The 17,136-nt window shown below is 34.9% G+C and carries 18 protein-coding genes; 12 read left to right on the plus strand and 6 right to left on the minus strand.

All coding sequences use genetic code 11. The annotated features are described in order from the left end of the window. The first annotated feature begins 49 nt into the window (after window positions 1-49). The 5 genes from AZF04_RS18740 (at window position 50) to AZF04_RS18760 (ending at window position 5,027) form a co-directional block, all read left to right on the plus strand. A complete protein-coding gene (locus AZF04_RS18740; RefSeq protein WP_061950086.1) occupies window positions 50-970 on the plus strand; it encodes a carbohydrate ABC transporter permease in 921 nt (306 codons plus the stop codon). Then, window positions 970-1,812 (plus strand): carbohydrate ABC transporter permease, encoded by an 843-nt coding sequence (locus AZF04_RS18745; RefSeq protein WP_061950087.1) that lies wholly within the window; start codon window positions 970-972, stop codon window positions 1,810-1,812. The genes AZF04_RS18740 and AZF04_RS18745 overlap by 1 nt, the downstream gene beginning before the upstream one ends. Window positions 1,813-1,903: 91 nt before the next feature. Continuing rightward, window positions 1,904-2,929, plus strand: a complete 1,026-nt coding sequence (locus AZF04_RS18750) for a LacI family DNA-binding transcriptional regulator (RefSeq protein WP_061950088.1) — start codon at window positions 1,904-1,906, stop codon at window positions 2,927-2,929. 22 nt (window positions 2,930-2,951) lie between these two features. Next, a complete protein-coding gene (locus tag AZF04_RS18755) occupies window positions 2,952-4,292 on the plus strand; it encodes a GH1 family beta-glucosidase (protein WP_061950089.1) in 1,341 nt (446 codons plus the stop codon). 114 nt (window positions 4,293-4,406) lie between these two features. Beyond that, window positions 4,407-5,027, plus strand: a complete 621-nt coding sequence (locus AZF04_RS18760; protein ID WP_061950090.1) for a YesL family protein — start codon at window positions 4,407-4,409, stop codon at window positions 5,025-5,027. Between the two features lie 116 nt (window positions 5,028-5,143). Here AZF04_RS18760 and AZF04_RS18765 read toward each other — a convergent pair whose 3' ends face one another. The 3 genes from AZF04_RS18765 to AZF04_RS18775 are packed head-to-tail and all read right to left on the minus strand — an operon-like array spanning window position 5,144 to window position 8,063. After that, window positions 5,144-5,803 (minus strand): deoxynucleoside kinase, encoded by a 660-nt coding sequence (locus AZF04_RS18765; protein ID WP_061950091.1) that lies wholly within the window; start codon window positions 5,801-5,803, stop codon window positions 5,144-5,146. 19 nt (window positions 5,804-5,822) lie between these two features. Further along, window positions 5,823-6,449, minus strand: a complete 627-nt coding sequence (locus AZF04_RS18770; RefSeq protein WP_045480913.1) for a deoxynucleoside kinase — start codon at window positions 6,447-6,449, stop codon at window positions 5,823-5,825. 60 nt (window positions 6,450-6,509) lie between these two features. Next, entirely contained in the window at window positions 6,510-8,063 is a 1,554-nt protein-coding gene (locus tag AZF04_RS18775) for an ABC-F family ATP-binding cassette domain-containing protein (RefSeq protein ID WP_061950092.1), read from the minus strand. Between the two features lie 302 nt (window positions 8,064-8,365). Between AZF04_RS18775 and AZF04_RS18780 the strand changes: the two genes are divergently transcribed. From AZF04_RS18780 to AZF04_RS18805, 7 genes are all read left to right on the plus strand, one after another. Then, window positions 8,366-9,337: a 2-hydroxyacid dehydrogenase gene (locus AZF04_RS18780; RefSeq protein ID WP_061950093.1), complete on the plus strand. Its 972-nt coding sequence runs from the start codon at window positions 8,366-8,368 to the stop codon at window positions 9,335-9,337. Between the two features lie 22 nt (window positions 9,338-9,359). Then, on the plus strand, window positions 9,360-10,547 hold the full coding sequence (locus AZF04_RS18785; RefSeq protein ID WP_061950094.1) for a MalY/PatB family protein: 1,188 nt from the start codon (window positions 9,360-9,362) through the stop codon (window positions 10,545-10,547). Window positions 10,548-10,713: 166 nt separating this feature from the next. Next, window positions 10,714-10,860, plus strand: coding sequence for a hypothetical protein (locus AZF04_RS21460; RefSeq protein ID WP_169802497.1), 147 nt, complete (start codon window positions 10,714-10,716; stop codon window positions 10,858-10,860). Window positions 10,861-11,027: 167 nt separating this feature from the next. After that, window positions 11,028-11,519, plus strand: coding sequence for a YwpF family protein (locus AZF04_RS18790; RefSeq protein WP_061950095.1), 492 nt, complete (start codon window positions 11,028-11,030; stop codon window positions 11,517-11,519). A gap of 149 nt (window positions 11,520-11,668) precedes the next feature. Beyond that, window positions 11,669-12,880: an MFS transporter gene (locus tag AZF04_RS18795; RefSeq protein ID WP_061950096.1), complete on the plus strand. Its 1,212-nt coding sequence runs from the start codon at window positions 11,669-11,671 to the stop codon at window positions 12,878-12,880. A 96-nt stretch (window positions 12,881-12,976) separates the two neighbouring features. Continuing rightward, complete coding sequence (gene ytkD / locus AZF04_RS18800) at window positions 12,977-13,453, plus strand: RNA deprotection pyrophosphohydrolase (RefSeq protein WP_052340050.1); 477 nt, start codon at window positions 12,977-12,979, stop codon at window positions 13,451-13,453. Window positions 13,454-13,498: 45 nt separating this feature from the next. Further along, window positions 13,499-14,155 carry a Type 1 glutamine amidotransferase-like domain-containing protein gene (locus tag AZF04_RS18805; protein WP_061950097.1) on the plus strand — a complete coding sequence of 219 codons (657 nt, stop codon included), beginning with the start codon at window positions 13,499-13,501 and terminating at the stop codon, window positions 14,153-14,155. 368 nt (window positions 14,156-14,523) lie between these two features. Here AZF04_RS18805 and AZF04_RS18810 read toward each other — a convergent pair whose 3' ends face one another. From AZF04_RS18810 to AZF04_RS18820, 3 genes are read right to left on the minus strand one after another with little or no spacing between them, the layout of a single operon-like run. Beyond that, complete coding sequence (locus tag AZF04_RS18810; protein ID WP_045480930.1) at window positions 14,524-15,315, minus strand: ABC transporter permease; 792 nt, start codon at window positions 15,313-15,315, stop codon at window positions 14,524-14,526. Continuing rightward, window positions 15,290-16,072, minus strand: coding sequence for an ABC transporter ATP-binding protein (locus AZF04_RS18815; protein ID WP_061950098.1), 783 nt, complete (start codon window positions 16,070-16,072; stop codon window positions 15,290-15,292). Before AZF04_RS18815 ends, AZF04_RS18810 begins: the two co-directional genes overlap by 26 nt. Before the next feature lie 5 nt (window positions 16,073-16,077). Then, window positions 16,078-17,076, minus strand: a complete 999-nt coding sequence (locus AZF04_RS18820) for an ABC transporter substrate-binding protein (protein WP_061950099.1) — start codon at window positions 17,074-17,076, stop codon at window positions 16,078-16,080. Window positions 17,077-17,136 lie beyond the last annotated feature (60 nt).

Consider the following 17,136-nt stretch of genomic DNA (forward strand, 5'->3'; position numbering starts at 1 on the left):
TTGGGTATGTATCATTACATACCCAACCTATATAGAAGGAGGGAGTACGATGGGTCCTTTAAGTCGGAATAAGCGATTATCAGAAGCCAAAAAGGATATGCTCTCAGGTTATCTATACATTTCTCCATTCTTTATCATTTTTGCTATTGTTGGATTATACCCCGCTTTATTCAGTATTTATTTAGCTTTTCAAAGATGGAATGGTCTTGGTGCGATGGAGTTTGTTGGCTTAAATAATTTTAAAATTATTTTATTTGATCCACTCTTTTGGAAATCATTATATAACACGATTATTATCGGTTTGTTAGGAACGGCACCGCAAATCGTGGTAGGGATTATTTTAGCATTTCTACTGAATATCACTTTCTTAAAATTTAAAAATTTCTTTCGCGTAACTATTTTTATGCCTTACATAACCTCTATGGTTGCGGTAGCATTAATTTTCAGTGTTCTATTTAGCAATCATGAAACGGCATTAGCTAATTATGTAATGGGTTTATTTGGGTTCGACCCAGTGAACTGGGCGTCTTCAGAGTGGGGAACTAAAATAGCTATTTCCATAATGGTCTTTTGGAGATGGGTTGGATATAACACGATTATCTATTTAGCGGGACTTCAGTCAATATCACAGGAATATTATGAAGCAGCGACTATTGATGGAGCTAACAAACTGCAGCAGTTGCTTTATATTACGATTCCGTTATTGAGACCATTTATTGTCCTGACCGTCTTTTTTGCTACAGTAGGAGCACTACAATTATTTGCAGAACCGACTGTATTCTTAGGAAATTCTGCTTTTACTAGAGATGAAGCGATGACGGTGGTCATGTACTTATATAGGGATGCGTTTACTTTACAATCCTTTGGAACCGCATCAGCAACAGCGATTATCTTATTAATTATCATAACGATATTCTCTGCTATTAATGTATTCTTTACTTCAGGATTCCGTAGAAGGAGGGTAAGGTAATGGTAGAGACCAATCAAAAAAAGAAATTTTCTTTTAGTAAATTAGGGATGTATTTGTTTTTATCTCTAGCATCCATTTTATCATTATTTCCATTTTATTGGATGTTTGTAATGGCTACAAATCCAAGTGCTGCCTTTAATTCTATTCCACCTACACTTTTACCTGGCAGCTTACTTATACAAAACTTTGAGAAAGTGTTAAGCACGATTAATTTCTTTAAAGCGATGGGGAATACCATTCTATTGTGCTCTATCGTAACAATCGTCGTTCTTTTTATTAGCTCCTTAGCGGGATTTGCTTTTGCTAAATTTAAATTTCCGGGGAAAAATATCCTTTTTATTGCTATATTATTAACGATGATTATTCCACCACAGTTAGGATTAATTCCACAATATTATTTAATCGCTAACTTAGGACTGTTAGACACTATACAAGGTGTGGCTATTTTATTCTTTTTAAATCCATTAGGGATATTTTTAATGAGACAGTATGTCGCAAATTCTGTTCCTGATGAATTAATAGAAGCAGCGAAAATTGATGGTTGTTCCCATTTTAAAATCTATAGAAGTATAGTATTACCAATCATCCTTCCTGCGTTTGCTACATTAGGAATTATTGTTTTTACAGCTGTATGGGGAGAGTTCCTATGGCAATTTACCATTTTAAGAAGTCCGGATATGTATACGATTCAAGTAGCGCTAGCAACTTTAAATAGCACCTACAATATCGATTATGGAATGGTTATGTCTGGAGTGTTTTGGGCTACTTTACCATTACTAATCATATTCTTATTGTTTAATAAATTATTTATTTCAAGTATTACCGAGGGCGCTGTAAAGTAAGAGACAACATGAAGAAGAGATTTTAAATTGTCATTTTGTTTGATATTTTATAATCTAAAGTAAACAAAATTACAATAAAGGACATAGATAAATGAACTTAACGATAAAAGATATTGCCAAAAAAGCTGGAGTTTCACCTGGTACCGTGTCTAAAATCATAAATAATTATGGTGGGATTAGCCATAAAACGAGAGAAAGAGTGCTAGATATTATTTCTGAAACAGGTTATCAGCCTACTTTTTCAGCAAAATCTTTAGCAACTAAGAAATCAAATTTAATTGGGCTGATTCATGCTGGAAAGTTTAATGTGGAATTTACTCATCCATTTTTTAATGAGGTCGTGACAAGCTTTAAAAAAGCTATTGGTATGCTTGGTTATGACATTATTATGTTTTCAAATGAGCATTTTCATAAAAACAATGCGAGCTATTTAGCTCGTTGCTCTCACTTTAATGTAGATGGGTGCCTTATTATTGCGGGTGAAGAAGTAGAAGATTCTATTTATGAATTAGCTCAACATGGTATGCCTTGTGTAGGCATTGACATAGAACTAAATGAGCCTAATTCGAGCTATGTCATGACAGATAACATTAGTATTGCCCGAAAGGTCGTTCAACACTTTTACTTACATGGAATAAAAGATATTGGTTATATTGGAGGCAGAAAAGATTCCGTTATCTCTATGTATAGAGAACGAGGTTTTATAGATGTCATGAATCAATTTGGACTAACGATTAACCAAGAATGGATTGAATATGGTGATTTCCATGAAGAAAGTGGTTATGAGGCAATGAAAAAGATTTTACAAAAAAATTCACTCCCTCAAGCCATTTTTGCAGCTTCTGATTTAATGGCAATAGGGGCTATTAGAGCCCTGAAGGAATATGATTTACAAGTACCAAAAGACATAAAAATCATAGGGGTAGATGATATAGATGCTTGTCGTTTTATTGAGCCAAAATTAACGACTATTAGACAGGATAAGAAGAGGCTAGGGAAATTATCAGCTCATTTATTGGATGATTTAATTATAGGAAAATCACAAATTAAACCTGTATTTATCGATTCTGAGCTTATCGTCAGAGAGTCATGTGGTCATAATGAGATGGAACATTAAATGAATGGTGATGGAGGTATATATGGCAATTATAAAATTTCCAGAGCATTTTAAGTGGGGGGCTGCTACAGCTGCCTATCAAATTGAAGGGGCTGTAAAGGAAGGAGGAAGAGGTGAGTCTATATGGGACCGATTTTCTCATACTCCTGGTAAAGTCATAAATGGAGACAATGGAGATATAGCTTGTGACAGCTATCACCTTTATAGAGAAGATATTGCTTTAATGAAGGATTTAGGGATATCAGTCTATCGTTTCTCTATTTCGTGGCCGCGAATTTTCCCAGAAGGGATAGGTAAAGTAAATGAAGAAGGTGTAAAATATTATCATGATTTTGTGGATGAACTCCTTCATAATGGAATTGAACCGATGTGTACCCTTTACCATTGGGATTTACCACAGGCATTACAAGATAAGGGTGGTTGGGCTAACCGAGAAACGATAGAAGCTTTTGGGCAATATGCCAGCTTTATGTTTCAAGAATTTAAAGGAAAAATTTCTAAATGGCTTACGATTAATGAGCCATGGTGTGTTTCGTTTTTATCTAATTATTTAGGAGCACATGCACCAGGAAATAAAGACCTTCAATTAGCAACGACCATTTCTCATCATCTATTAGTCGCTCATGGACTTGCCGTAAGTCAGTTTCGGAAGATAGGTGAAGGAGAAATTGGCTTTGCTCCTAATTTAGAGTGGCTTGAACCATTTAGTAATAAAGAGGAAGACATTCAGGCGTGTAATAGAGGGATTGCATGGTTTATTGAATGGTTTATGGATCCAGTTTTTCACGGAAAATATCCTGAATTCTTACTCGACTGGTTTAAAGATAAAGGAGTCACACTTTCAATAGATGAGGGAGATATGGAACAAATCTCACAACCTATTGATATTCTAGGAATTAATTATTATACAGGCAGTGTTGGCAGATATAAAGAAGGAGAAGGCTTGTTTGACCTTGAACCTATTGATATTGGATACGCTAAAACCGATATTGGCTGGAATATTTACCCTGAGGGCTTTTATAAAGCATTACATAAGTTGAAGGTCCAGTATGGTGATATTCCGATCTATATAACTGAAAACGGTGCTTGCTATAATGATGAAGTAGAAAATGGAGAAGTGAAGGATACAAGAAGAATAGAATATTTAAAACAGCATTTAATCTCTTTAAAGAGAGCGATTGATTCAGGTGTAAACATACAAGGCTACTTAACTTGGTCTTTGCTAGACAACTTCGAATGGGCTGAAGGTTATGATATGCGCTTTGGATTAATTCATATTAATTTTAAGACACTAGCTAGAACAAAAAAAGATAGTTATTTTTGGTATAAACAAATGATTGGTAATACTTGGTTTGAGAGATAAATCGTATATGATTCATCCATTTTAATGAATAGCTAGAATTGAGGAAATAAGAGCTCTTGTGCTAATTCTCACAAGAGCTTTTTCAAAAGAGAATGATAGAAAGTGGGAATAGTTATGTGGCAAAATAAGATTCAAAGTTTACTTGAAACATTTGGTGCTTTCATTATTTTAAATATACTTTGGCTATTATTTTGTTTACCGGTTGTAACGATATTTCCGGCAACTATTACTTTATTTAGTATAGTAAGAGGTTGGAGTAAAGACGGAATCGACTATCAAATAACAAAGCAATTTTTGAGCGAATTTAAAGAAAATTGGAAGCGGTATTTTTGGATGGGTCTGACATGGTTGGCAAGTGGTTTCATACTATTTGTTTATTATTATTTTGTACTTTCTCTACAAATTCCAGGTAAAAGCGTGTTCATAGGTTTATTATTTATCAGTACATTTTTATATATAGGAATGACGATTTATTGCTTTTCCTTAAGTGTCCATTTTGAGCTATCACATTTAACCGTCATTAAAAATGCTTTTTTCCTATCAATCGGAAGAATAGGATCAACTATTTTCTCGATCTTTATCGTTTTACTCATCGTCCTGTTAAGCTATTTCTTTTCCTTATTTTTCTGGATAAGTGGAAGCGTAGCGGCTTATGCGATTTATTCGATTATTAGTAAAAGAAATGCAGAAATTTGGTTTAAAGGAGAATCAGAGTTAACGGAACCGAATGGTTAGAAGGAAAAGGAGAATCGAAATTAAATAAGAATTAGAAAAACCGATGATATGCTCTCCATCATGTCATCGGTTTTTGTTCGTTATTTGAAAGGAATTCTGTTTACAAATGTTCATTCCTATTCTTTATTGTGTATCTTATTGGCTATTTTGGCGATAATTTCTTCTATTGCACCATCATCGTTCATTAAGTCATAATCTTTTATATTCAAACGTAAAACCGGGCAAGCGTCAAAGCCTTCAATCCATTTATTATAACGCTCGTGCATTTCCTCCCAATAACTTAAAGGGGTTTGTTGCTCCATATCTCTACCGCGTTTATGAATCCTAGAAATAACATCATCGAGATCCCCCTCTAAATAAATCAAAAGATCAGGATGAGGAAAATAAGGAGTCATTACCATTGCTTCAAATAGACTCGTATAAGTCGTATAGTCAGTAACATTCATTGTCCCTTTATCAGCATGCATTTTCGCAAAAATACCGGTATCTTCGTAGATAGAACGATCTTGTATAAACCCTCCTCCTAACTCGAACATTTTCTTTTGCTCTTTAAAACGCTCAGCTAAAAAGTAGATTTGTAAATGAAAACTCCAGCGCTCAAAATCTTGATAAAATTTATCTAAATAGGGATTTTGATCGACCTTCTCAAAAGATGTATGGAATTGAAGTGATTGAGCTAGCTTTTCTGTCATGGTAGATTTACCGACACCGACAGTACCTGCGATGGTAATAACGGATTGATCTGGTATTGCAAACTTGTTTCGTAAATGCGACATGTTTTTCTCCTTTAACCTATTAACGATTATTCATTGAGTATGAGATTTTTTCTATAATTTCAGCTAAAGCAGCTGGGTTTCGAACAAAATCGGCTTCCTCACTATTCAATTCAATGATAGGAATCGATGGATATTTTTTTTGAAAGGCATTCATGTGATGATCGTAATCAATAGACAATTGCTCTAAGTAAGAGGGCTCGATGTTTTGTTCCATTTCTCTTCCTCTTAACTCGATTCGATTTAGGAGAGTAGGAACACTCGCCTTTAAATAAATCATCATATTGGGCATAGGTAATGATTCTAACAAGATATGATAGATGCGTTCATATTTATCATATTGATTAGCTGTTAAAGTTCTTCTAGCAAAAATAAGATTTTTCAATATATGATAATCTGCAACGACCGGCTTTTGCTTTTGAAGTAGTTGCTGGATATCCTCAAGCTGCTTATAACGGTTACAGAGGAAAAACATTTCAGTTTGAAAACTCCACTCCTCAATATTTTCGTAAAATTTACTGAGAAAAGGGTTTTCATCTACAATCTCATGAAGCGTATGATAATGAAATTGTGAAGAGATAAGCTGTGTTAAGGTAGTTTTTCCAACACCTATTGGACCTTCAACAGCAATAAAAGGAGTTGGTTTCATTTGTCGTTCCTCCACTTTCATATGTAAAAGGAAAAGAGAGGTTTCTTTTCCTTATATTCTTTAGACTAATTTGGTTGTCCAATTTTCGCAATTCCAAACATCCGTTACAACGTCACGATAAAATTCAGGCTCATGACTTATTAATAAAAGGCTTCCCTTATATTCTTTGAGTGCACGCTTTAATTCGTCTTTTGCATCAACATCCAAATGGTTAGTAGGCTCATCTAGTAACAGAATGTTCGTTTCTTTATTAATAAGCTTACACAAACGAACCTTTGCTTTCTCTCCTCCACTAAGAACGACAATCTTGCTTTCGATGTGCTTAGTGGTTAAGCCACACTTTGCCAATGCTGCACGCACTTCCGCTTGGGTAAGTGCAGGAAAGTCTTGCCAAACTTCCTCAATACACGTATGATTAGAGCTTTTCGCCTCTTGTTCAAAATAGCCTACTTCTTGATAATCTCCACGTTCAATACTGCCTGATAGTGGTTTGTTAATTCCGAGTAGACTTTTTAATAAGGTCGTTTTACCAATACCATTCGCTCCAACTAAAGCAATCTTTTGTCCTCTTTCCATTCGAAGATCAAGTGGCTTGGATAAAGGCTCATCATATCCTATCACTAAATTGGTCGTCTCAAAGATCGTTTTACTAGGTGTACGGGCTTCTTTAAATTGAAAGTGTGGCTTTGGTTTGTCTTTTGCTAATTCAATTACATCCATTTTATCGAGCTTTTTTTGGCGAGACATCGCCATATTTCTTGTAGAAACTCTAGCCTTGTTTCGAGCGACAAAATCCTTTAACTGAGAAATTTCCTGCTGTTGTCTTTTGTAGGCAGCTTCTAGCTGTTGTTTTTTCATTTCATGGACTTCAAGAAAATGATGATAATCTCCAACATAACGATTTAGTTCTTGATTTTCCATATGATAAATAATATTTATAACACTATTTAGAAAAGGAATATCGTGTGAAATGAGAATAAAGGCATTTTCATATTCCTGTAAATATCTTTTTAGCCACTCAATATGCTGTTCATCTAAATAGTTTGTCGGTTCATCTAGTAACAATATATCTGGTTTTTCTAATAAAAGCTTGGCTAACAAAAGCTTAGTTCTTTGACCACCACTCAAATCCGTAACATCACGATCTAAGCCAATATCATCTAAGCCAAGCCCCCTCGCAATTTCTTCGACTTTTGCATCAATCGTATAAAAGTCATTATTCGTTAAAATATCCTGAATAACTCCTACTTCATTGAGCATTTGTTCGAGCTCTTCAGGACTTGCTTCGCCCATTCTTTCATAAAGCTGATTCATATCCTCCTCCAAATGAAGAAGATATTGAAAGGCAGACTTTAATACATCTCTCATCGTTAAACCTTGTTCTAAAACCGTATGTTGGTCAAGATAGCCAACACGTACTCTTTTGGACCATTCTACTTTTCCTTCATCAGGACTAAGCTGTCCGGTAATAATATTCATGAAGGTAGATTTCCCTTCACCATTTGCTCCAATTAAACCTATATGCTCTCCCTTTAATAAACGAAAGGATACTTGTTCAAAGATGGCTCGATCTCCGAAGCCATGACTTAAATTTGAAACAGACAAAATACTCATTGTAAACACCATTCCTTTATTTCGTACATTTTTTCCTCAAATAATCTTATCATATTATGACAAAATAATCCTTGTTGAAATGAAGAAATCTTGAGGATTGGTCAATGATTGAAAACCCCTTGTTCAGGAAAGAATGCATGAGATTTTTTTTGTATCTGTTTCAGAATTGATTATTCACTATCTCTGTGCACCCCTCGTTTTTTTGTGAGAAATAGTGCATAATGAATGATATTGAATGAATTAAAAGAATAATGTCTTATAAAGGTTCAAATGGATGAAATAGTTAAATAGGAGCAGATGCAATGAAAATTTTAGTGACGCGAAAATTACCAAAAGAAATGATAAAGCCCCTATACGAAATTCCAGATAGCACAGTGGTCATGTTTGACCAAGAAGAGATTCCTATGCCTAAGAAGGATTTATTAAAGGAAATAAGAAATGCTGACGGAATTTTAGCTAATTTAACCGATGATTTAAACCGTGAAGTTCTTAAAGAAGCCAAGCAATTAAAAGTAATAAGTACAATGGCTGTTGGCTACGATAATATTGATATGGAAGAAGCGGAAAAGCGTGGTATCAAGGTTGGGCACACTCCTTATGTTCTTACCGAGGCGACAGCTGATTTAACCTTCGCTTTACTTCTTTCTGTTTCTAGAAATTTGCCTCAAGCGGCGTCTATCGTTAAAAATAATCAATGGAAAAGCTGGAGTCCGTTTTCATATACAGGTCACCAGGTGCATGGAGCTACGATAGGAATAATCGGGATGGGGAGAATTGGTTTAAGTGTTGCCAGAAGAGCAAAAGGTTTTTCAATGAAGGTGCTTTATCATAATCGTTCAAGACATATAGAATCAGAGAATGAGGTAGGAGCTATATATTGTGAAGATATTGATACCTTGTTGGCTCAGTCTGATTACGTGGTTTTATTAGTTCCAGGTTCGAAACAGACCACGCATATGTTTGGGGAAGAGCAATTTAAAAAAATGAAAAATAAAGCCTATTTTATTAATACTTCAAGAGGAACTAATGTAGATGAGCAGGCGTTATTCCATGCATTGAAAGAAGGAGAAATTAAAGGAGCAGGCTTAGATGTATTTGAGTCAGAACCGATTCAGGGTGACCATCCTTTGCTTGAATTAGATAATGTTTTGGCACTCCCTCATATTGGAAGTGCATCAATTGAAACAAGAACGGAAATGGCAGAGCTTACAGTCACTAATCTGAAGAATGGATTGACAGGTAAACCTTTAGTATATGAAGTACAATATAATTAAATGGATGGTAGAGAGATAGGAGATGAGTGGATTGAAAGAACAATTTAATGAAGTAATAAATCGTACAGGAACGAACTCTTTAAAGTGGGATATGTTAAATGAAAGATTTGGTTCAGATGAGATATTGCCTTTATGGGTAGCTGATATGGATTTTCGTGCCCCAGAGCCTGTTTTAAAAGCGTTAAAAGATAAAATTGACCATGGAATTTTTGGTTATCCTGCTCATGCAAAATCATTAGACTTAGCTGTTCAATCGTGGTTAAAAAGAAGATATGATTGGAAAGTCGATGAAAACGCCTTTGTTTATACATTGGGAGTTGTACCAGCATTAAGTTATTTAATTCAGACTTTTACAGAACCTGGTGATGAGATTATTATTCAAACTCCAGTTTACTACCCTTTTTATGATGTGATTGAAAAGAATAATCGTACAATTATAAGAAATCCATTAAAAATGGAGGACCTTCGTTTTGAAATGGACTTTGAGCAACTAGAAGCTTCCATTTCTAGTCAAACGAAAATGCTTTTATTATGTCATCCTCATAATCCAGGTGGGCGAGTTTGGAAGAGAGATGAATTAGAAAAGCTCGTTTCTATTTGTAAAAAACATAATATCTATATTGTTTCAGATGAAATTCATGCAGATCTATTATATAAAGGTCAAAAGCATATACCGATTGCTTCTATTGATGAAGAGATGAAGGATCGTATCTTTACTTGTTTAGCTCCAAGTAAAACCTTTAACTTAGCAGGGATGCAGGCTTCCTATGTAGTCATTGAAGATGCGAAAAAACGTCTAGAATTTAAAAAGCATTTAGCTTTGACTTTCACAGGGATGAACAATAGCTTTGCTGAGGTTGCGATGGAGGCTGCCTATAAAGGTGGAGAAGAGTGGCTACAACATTTAATGGATTATATTGAAGATAATTATAAGCTAGTTGTTGACACATTATCGAAATCAATGCCTAAAATAAAATGGATGCAGCCTGAAGGAACGTATTTACTTTGGCTAGATTTTTCTGAATTAGGTATGACTCCTTCTGAGAGAAAAACTTGGTTAATTGAAGAAGCGAAGGTAGGCTTCAACCATGGGTCTATGTTTGGAGAAGAAGGAAGTCAATTTGAACGAATGAACCTTGCTTGTTCTGCTTCTACTATTAAAGAGGCGATGCAGCGTTTGCAAAACGCATATGAGCAAAAGGGATTATAATTTTAATATTTTTGAATGTAGAGAAGGATTTAGAATTCTTAATGCCGAATAGCTATTATACACAAAAATAGAGTGTCATTATTTGGCAGTAAAGACATACAATAAAATGAGTAAAGGCAGGTTGTCCATCATATTGTTAAGTTAAAAAGAAAAGGAGACATTTACAATGAACACAATGAATCACTTTCTAGAATTAGTCAATGAATGTAAATGGAAGCTTAATCGAAATTTAACAAAGCAAGAATTAGAACTCATCGTATGGATTCAAGATAAGCAATTAGATGCACTCTATGAAAATGTCAAAACATCATAAATCATCCTTCATTCAAGAATAATAAGCGCTTATTGTGATACTCATTATGAGAGTAGCAATGAGTGCTTTTTTTTTGAGAACTAAAAGAAAATAATTTGGACTATGAATCAATATATGATTTAATAAAGATAGATAGAGTGACCGGAGGTAATAAAGGAGGAAAGTGTATGAAGACATTCAAATTGTATTCCATTTCTTTGTTAAAAGGTATAAACGGGAAAGTGCAGCAGTTTCCATTGACGATAGAACAAGGTCTGATCATTAATATGGAAAATTCACGAAGAACCTGGCTTATTGAAGCAGTCGTAGATAAGGAGCATTTAACCTTTTTTAAAGAGGTACATGCTGAGGACAAAGATTTATTAATAAATGTTGTCATAACAAGTAAAGATAACTATCCTGCTACAATGGTAACTAAGGTTTCAGAAATCACAAAAATGTCGAAAGGACTAAGCATTTTAATGAAAGGAAAGCTAGTCCTTGGTAAGGATGAAGTGCTAGATGATGTAGTGAATGATTTGGTTGGTCAAGATTATCATGGTAACCATTTTATCGAAGAATTTAAGCAAAGAAAGTCGAACCTTGCTGCGTATTCACAAAAAACATTAGATGAGGTTTACCAAAAGCTATCAAGGGATGATGAGTATCGCCTTGTATAAAAATATGTCAATTCTTTCTCCGAAAAAGGCCAATGGATAGCAGTTTTGCTATTTGTTCGGCTTTTTTATTTTGGGTAAAAGGTATGCATAGAAATATTCCCTTAACGAATACTTAAATAGAAATACATCTTAAGATAAGGGGAAAAGCGATGCTAGCCAATAATAAAAAATTAGCGATATTATCCATTGCCTCCATTCCATTGGTCATGACCCTTGGAAATTCAATGCTTATTCCCGTATTGCCTATCATTGAAAAGGAATTGGGCATAAGCTCTTTTCAAGTGAGTATGCTGATTACTATTTATTCTGTTGTCGCTATTATTTGTATACCGATTGCTGGTTATTTATCCGATCAGCTTGGTAGAAAGAAAATTATTATTCCAAGTTTGATTATTTCTGGAATTGGCGGATTAGTTGCGGGAGTAGCCTCTGTGTATCTGAAGGAGCCTTATTTTATGATTTTGTTTGGCAGAATGCTACAAGGAGTCGGGGCAGCAGGTGCTTCACCCATTGTTATGCCTTTAGTTGGAGATATGTATCGTGATCAACAGGAGGTGAGTAAAGGACTTGGAATGATTGAGACCTCTAATACCTTTGGTAAAGTGTTGAGTCCGATTCTTGGAGCCTTTCTTGCAGCATTTCAATGGTATATTCCATTTTTTTCATTTCCCATTTTTTGTTTCATATCGATTATTCTTATGCTATTTTTAGTCAAAAGTCCTCCGTTGAAATCAGAAAAGCTTAAGCTTCCGGATTTTATTAAGATTTTAAAAGGGATTTTTAGTAGGGAGGGGCGATGGCTTTACGCTGTTTTTATGATCGGTGGAGTCTGTATGTTTATCTTATTTGGGGTGCTATTTCAATTATCAACCTTACTGGAGACTGATTATAAAATAGAAGGTGAAAAAAAAGGTGTCGTTTTAGCGATCCCTTTAGCTGCGTTATGCTGTAGTTCATTCATGACAGGGAAATATATTGGACAAGATCAGCAGAAAATGAAAAAAATAACGGTTATTGGCTTGGCGATTTTAACCGTTTCAATTTCTGTAATTGCCTTTTCAGAAGATATTTATATATTATTAAGTTGTATTTTTGCTAGTGGAATCGGAATAGGTTTTGCATTACCCAGTTTAGATGCTTTAGTAACAGAAGGAATCGTAAAGGAGCAAAGAGGCTCGGTTTCTTCTTTTTATAGCAGTATGCGATTTGTTGGAGTTGCTTTAGGACCACCAGTTTTTACGCTATTAATTAAAGTCTCACATTTATTCTTATTTTTATTCAATGGCTTTTTAGCACTCGTTATTTTTATCGTCGCTATCATTTGTTTAAAGGGACGTGAAAAGCTTAATCATACTTGGTAGGAATGAACCTCTCTTCCTCTGCTATAATAAAGTTATTACGTTTATCTATAAGATAAGCTTAGAAAAAAATGAATTTTATTAATAAGGGGAAAAAATATGGAATTTCAGTTTAAAGATCTTTCAGGTACTGATATTGATATGTATTTATCTTCAACGCCAAACATAATAAAGGTTGATCATGTTTGGGTCATAAGTAGATATCAGTCAAAATGGCTTTTAACGGTACATAAGGAGAGAGGATTAGAATTCCCAGGTGGGAAAATTGAAAATGGTGAAACAGCCGAAAGCGCTTGTTATAGAGAGGTATGGGAAGAAACAGGTGGAAAGGTAAAGCAATTAACCTACTTAGGCTACTATCAAGTATGGGATAAGAATAAGCCTTTTACAAAAGCGATCTATTATGCGGAGATTGAGCAAGTAACAAACAAAGAAGATTATTTAGAAACGGATGGTCCTGTTTTGTTGGAGCAAATACCACAAAATGTTAGGGATTTAGATGAATTTAGCTATATTATGAAGGATGATGTATGGCGTTTAAGCTTTGAATTTCTTCAAAATCATCTAAACAAATGATCATGTTGAATAAATTAAGTCATTATACTTTGCACGGAGGTTCTTATGAAAACTCATTATTATTTAGGTTGGTTTAACAATTTTTTTCCAAAGAATCTGAGCAGGGCGTTACAGGAGGATATAACGGATAGAAAATCATTCATAATGATAAGTTCAAATCCATTTTCAAATGAAGTTGATGGTGCTATCGAACGCTCTTGGCTTGAAGAAGCGGGCATTATGTTTGATGAATATCATTTAATTGACCATCGCGTAGAGAAGGAGGAGGCCCAAACCTTAATTAGAAATGCTTCAGTGATTTTTTTATTGGGTGGAGATACTCTAAAACAAAATCATTTTTTAATGGAATACGAATTGTCGGATGTGGTTAAAAAAAGCAGAGCTGTTGTGATCGGTGCGAGTGCTGGTGCCATTAACATGTCAGCTAAATGGTTATGTTCGAAAAACCTCGGTTATAAAGTTGAATATAGCTCTGTTTACTCTGGAATTGGTCTTGACCATTTTTCTGTTCTATCTCATTTTGACCTAGAAAATAACATGGAATTGATTCAAGAAGAATTGTCACCATTATCAGAAGAAATGAACATTTATGCGTCAAACAAAGATTGTGCTGTCCGTGTAAAGGGAGACAAAATGGACATTTTAGGCAAGGTTTTTCTAATCTCACATTCAAAGATTAAGAGATTGGCTGAGACCCTCTAATAGAATAGATGACTTTGGATTAAGCTGAATTAATTGCTTTAGGCAAGCTTCTATAATCAATAACAATAAAAGTTGATTATCAAAAGAAACTTGAAATAATGTGTGTGTGGGATGCAAACATCAATAACGAACCATTAACCCTCCTTCTTAAAAAAGGAGGGTTTTTTTGAAAGAGTAGGTAGTGACTCCCAAAGGATGAGCGCAGTTTGAAGATCCACTCTGAAGAAGTTCTGCATAGTCAGAGTTAGCTGAAGACAAGCCCTTGGGAAAGCATCTACCTAAAGTGGAAATCAAAAACCTAATCGTTCGGTTTTCATTATTAGATATGAATTATGAAATTGATTCATTTTAAAAAAATCTGTATTTCTTTAAAAGTGAATGAGTTTTTTCTCTAACATCTCTACTAATTTATACATGACGGTTGCTAGTATAGCAATAACGACTAAGCTCATTAAAACAAGGGTAAAGTTGAAAACTTGGAAGCCATAAATAATTAAATAGCCTAATCCTTGCTTAGAGACTAAAAATTCACCGACAATAACACCAACCCATGATAAGCCTACATTGACTTTTAAAGTTGAAATAATGGTCGGCATACAAGATGGCAAAATAGCATTTGTAAATATTTGAGTCTTTGATGCGCCGAATGTTTGTAATACCTTTACATAATTTTGATCGACTTCTTTAAAAGCACTGTAAATTACGATGGTTGTGATAATAATCGAAATTAACGCGCCCATAGCGATAATAGAAGTGAAGTTTGGACCAAGACCTACTATAAGTAAGGGACCTAATGCCACTTTAGGCATCGAATTCAGAACGACTAAATAGGGATCAGATACTTTTGATATAAAAGGTGACCACCATAAAAGGGAGGCTAACAAAGCTCCGAACAAGGTACCTAAGATAAAACCTAATATGGTTTCAAATAGTGTAAATGAAGTATGAATAAAGAGACTACCATCTGTCATTTGACTAACTAACAAATTTCCAATCCTAGAGGGCATGCTAAAGAGCAAAGGATCGATCCATTGAAGCCTTGCAGCCAATTCCCAAAACAAAATAAATAGTAAGAGGAAGCTTAATTGAACGGTGAGAACAAGATATTTTTCTTTTTTTACATGTTTTATATAATCAGCGTGATGTTTTTTTAGATTCAAGTGACTCCAGCTCCTCCCATATGATGTTGAATTGCTCAGTAAATTGAGGGGACTGCCTAGCTTCAAAGGGTACTTTGTCTCTTAATGATTTTGGAACATCAAAAATACGATGAATACGACCAGGCTGAGAATTTAAAAGGATGATGCGGTCGGACATCGAAATGGCTTCACCGATATCATGGGTTACTAAAATAGCGGTTTTACGTTCTTTTTTTAGAGTGGTAAAAACTAAATCCTCAAGCTTTAGTTTTGTTTGGTAATCTAAAGCTGAAAAAGGCTCATCTAAAAGCATAAATAGTGGGTTAGAGGCTAGCATTCTTACAAGTGCAACTCTCTGTCTCATTCCTCCGGAAAGCTGATTAGGATATAAATCTTTTTTTTCAAAAAGCCCCATTTTCTGTAATAGAAATAACGCTTTTTCCTTCGATTCAGCCGTTAGTGTGTTTTTCATTCTCATGCCTGTCATAATATTATTTTCAATCGTGAGCCATGGAAATAAATAATCTTGCTGAAGCATATAACCTACATTAGTCGTTTTAGGCTCAATAGGATGACCATTTAAAGTAATTGAACCCTTGGTTGGTTCAAGAATTCCAGAAATCATAGATAATAAAGTGGTTTTCCCACAGCCACTAGGGCCAATCACCGAAATAAACTCTCCATCCTCAATCGTAAAGGAGATATCCTTTAAAGCTAATTGAGCTTCCTTTTTCGTCACGTATATTTTGGATATGTGGTCTATGATGATTTGTGACATCGTAATCAGTCCAATACACTTTCAGCGATTTCAGTATTCACTAAATCATTAAAATCCACCTGCTGAGGAAGTTCTCCCGCTTGATCCATAATCAATAGTAATTGCTCCCATGCTTCTTCAGTCAGTACTGGATCAGTTGCATATGAGCCCTGAGCTTTATAACGATCAACAACTTGTGTAATTAATTCTATATGACTATCCTCAAAATAATCGACTATCGTTTCAGCTATCACTTCAGGAGGCTGCTCCTCTACCCATTTTTGAGCCTTGTATAAGGCGCTAGTAAAAGCTTGAAGTAACTCAGGATTTTCAGATATAAAACTTTCCTTAGCCATAAAGCCTGTGTATGGAACTAAGCCAGATTCTTCACCAAAAGAGGCAACAACATAACCTAATCCATCATTTTCAAATTGAGTAGCTTGTGGCTCGAATAATTGCACAAAATCTCCTGTTCCTGATGCGAAGGCACTAGGAATATTGCCAAAATCAATGGTTTGTATTAATTCTAAGTCTTCATGAGGGTTAATGTTATGTTTTTTTAGGACATGTTCACCTACCATTTGCGGCATTCCCCCTTTTCTTTGACCTAGAAAAGTTGATCCTTTAAGGTCCTCCCAGCTAAAGGAATCAATTTTCTCTCTAGAAACTAAAAAAGTCCCATCAGTTTGGGTTAAACTAGCAAAATTAATAGCAGGGTCACTAGCATCCTGTGCAAAGACATAAACGGATGTTTCCGCTCCAACTAAGGCAATATCAGCACCATCTGACATTAAAGTTGTCATCGTTTTATCGCCACCCCAAGCGGTTGTTAATTCAAGGTTAATTCCCTCTTCCTCAAAATATCCATTTTCAATAGCTACGTATAAAGGAGCATAAAAAATAGAACGTGTGACTTCCGCTAAAGATATTGTTTCAGTCTCAGATTTTGAAAGCGAACAACCAATAGGAAACAAAAGAAGTGACAATAGTAACAGCACAGCCGCCCCTCTTTTTATTAAGCTCATTTGTTTCAACTCCTCAAATGATTAAAATTTTTGTAATTGTGATATTCTATGTTCAAACGA

This window comes from Alkalihalobacillus trypoxylicola (assembly GCF_001590785.1).
GTDB lineage: Bacteria > Bacillota > Bacilli > Bacillales > Bacillaceae_D > Alkalihalobacillus > Alkalihalobacillus trypoxylicola.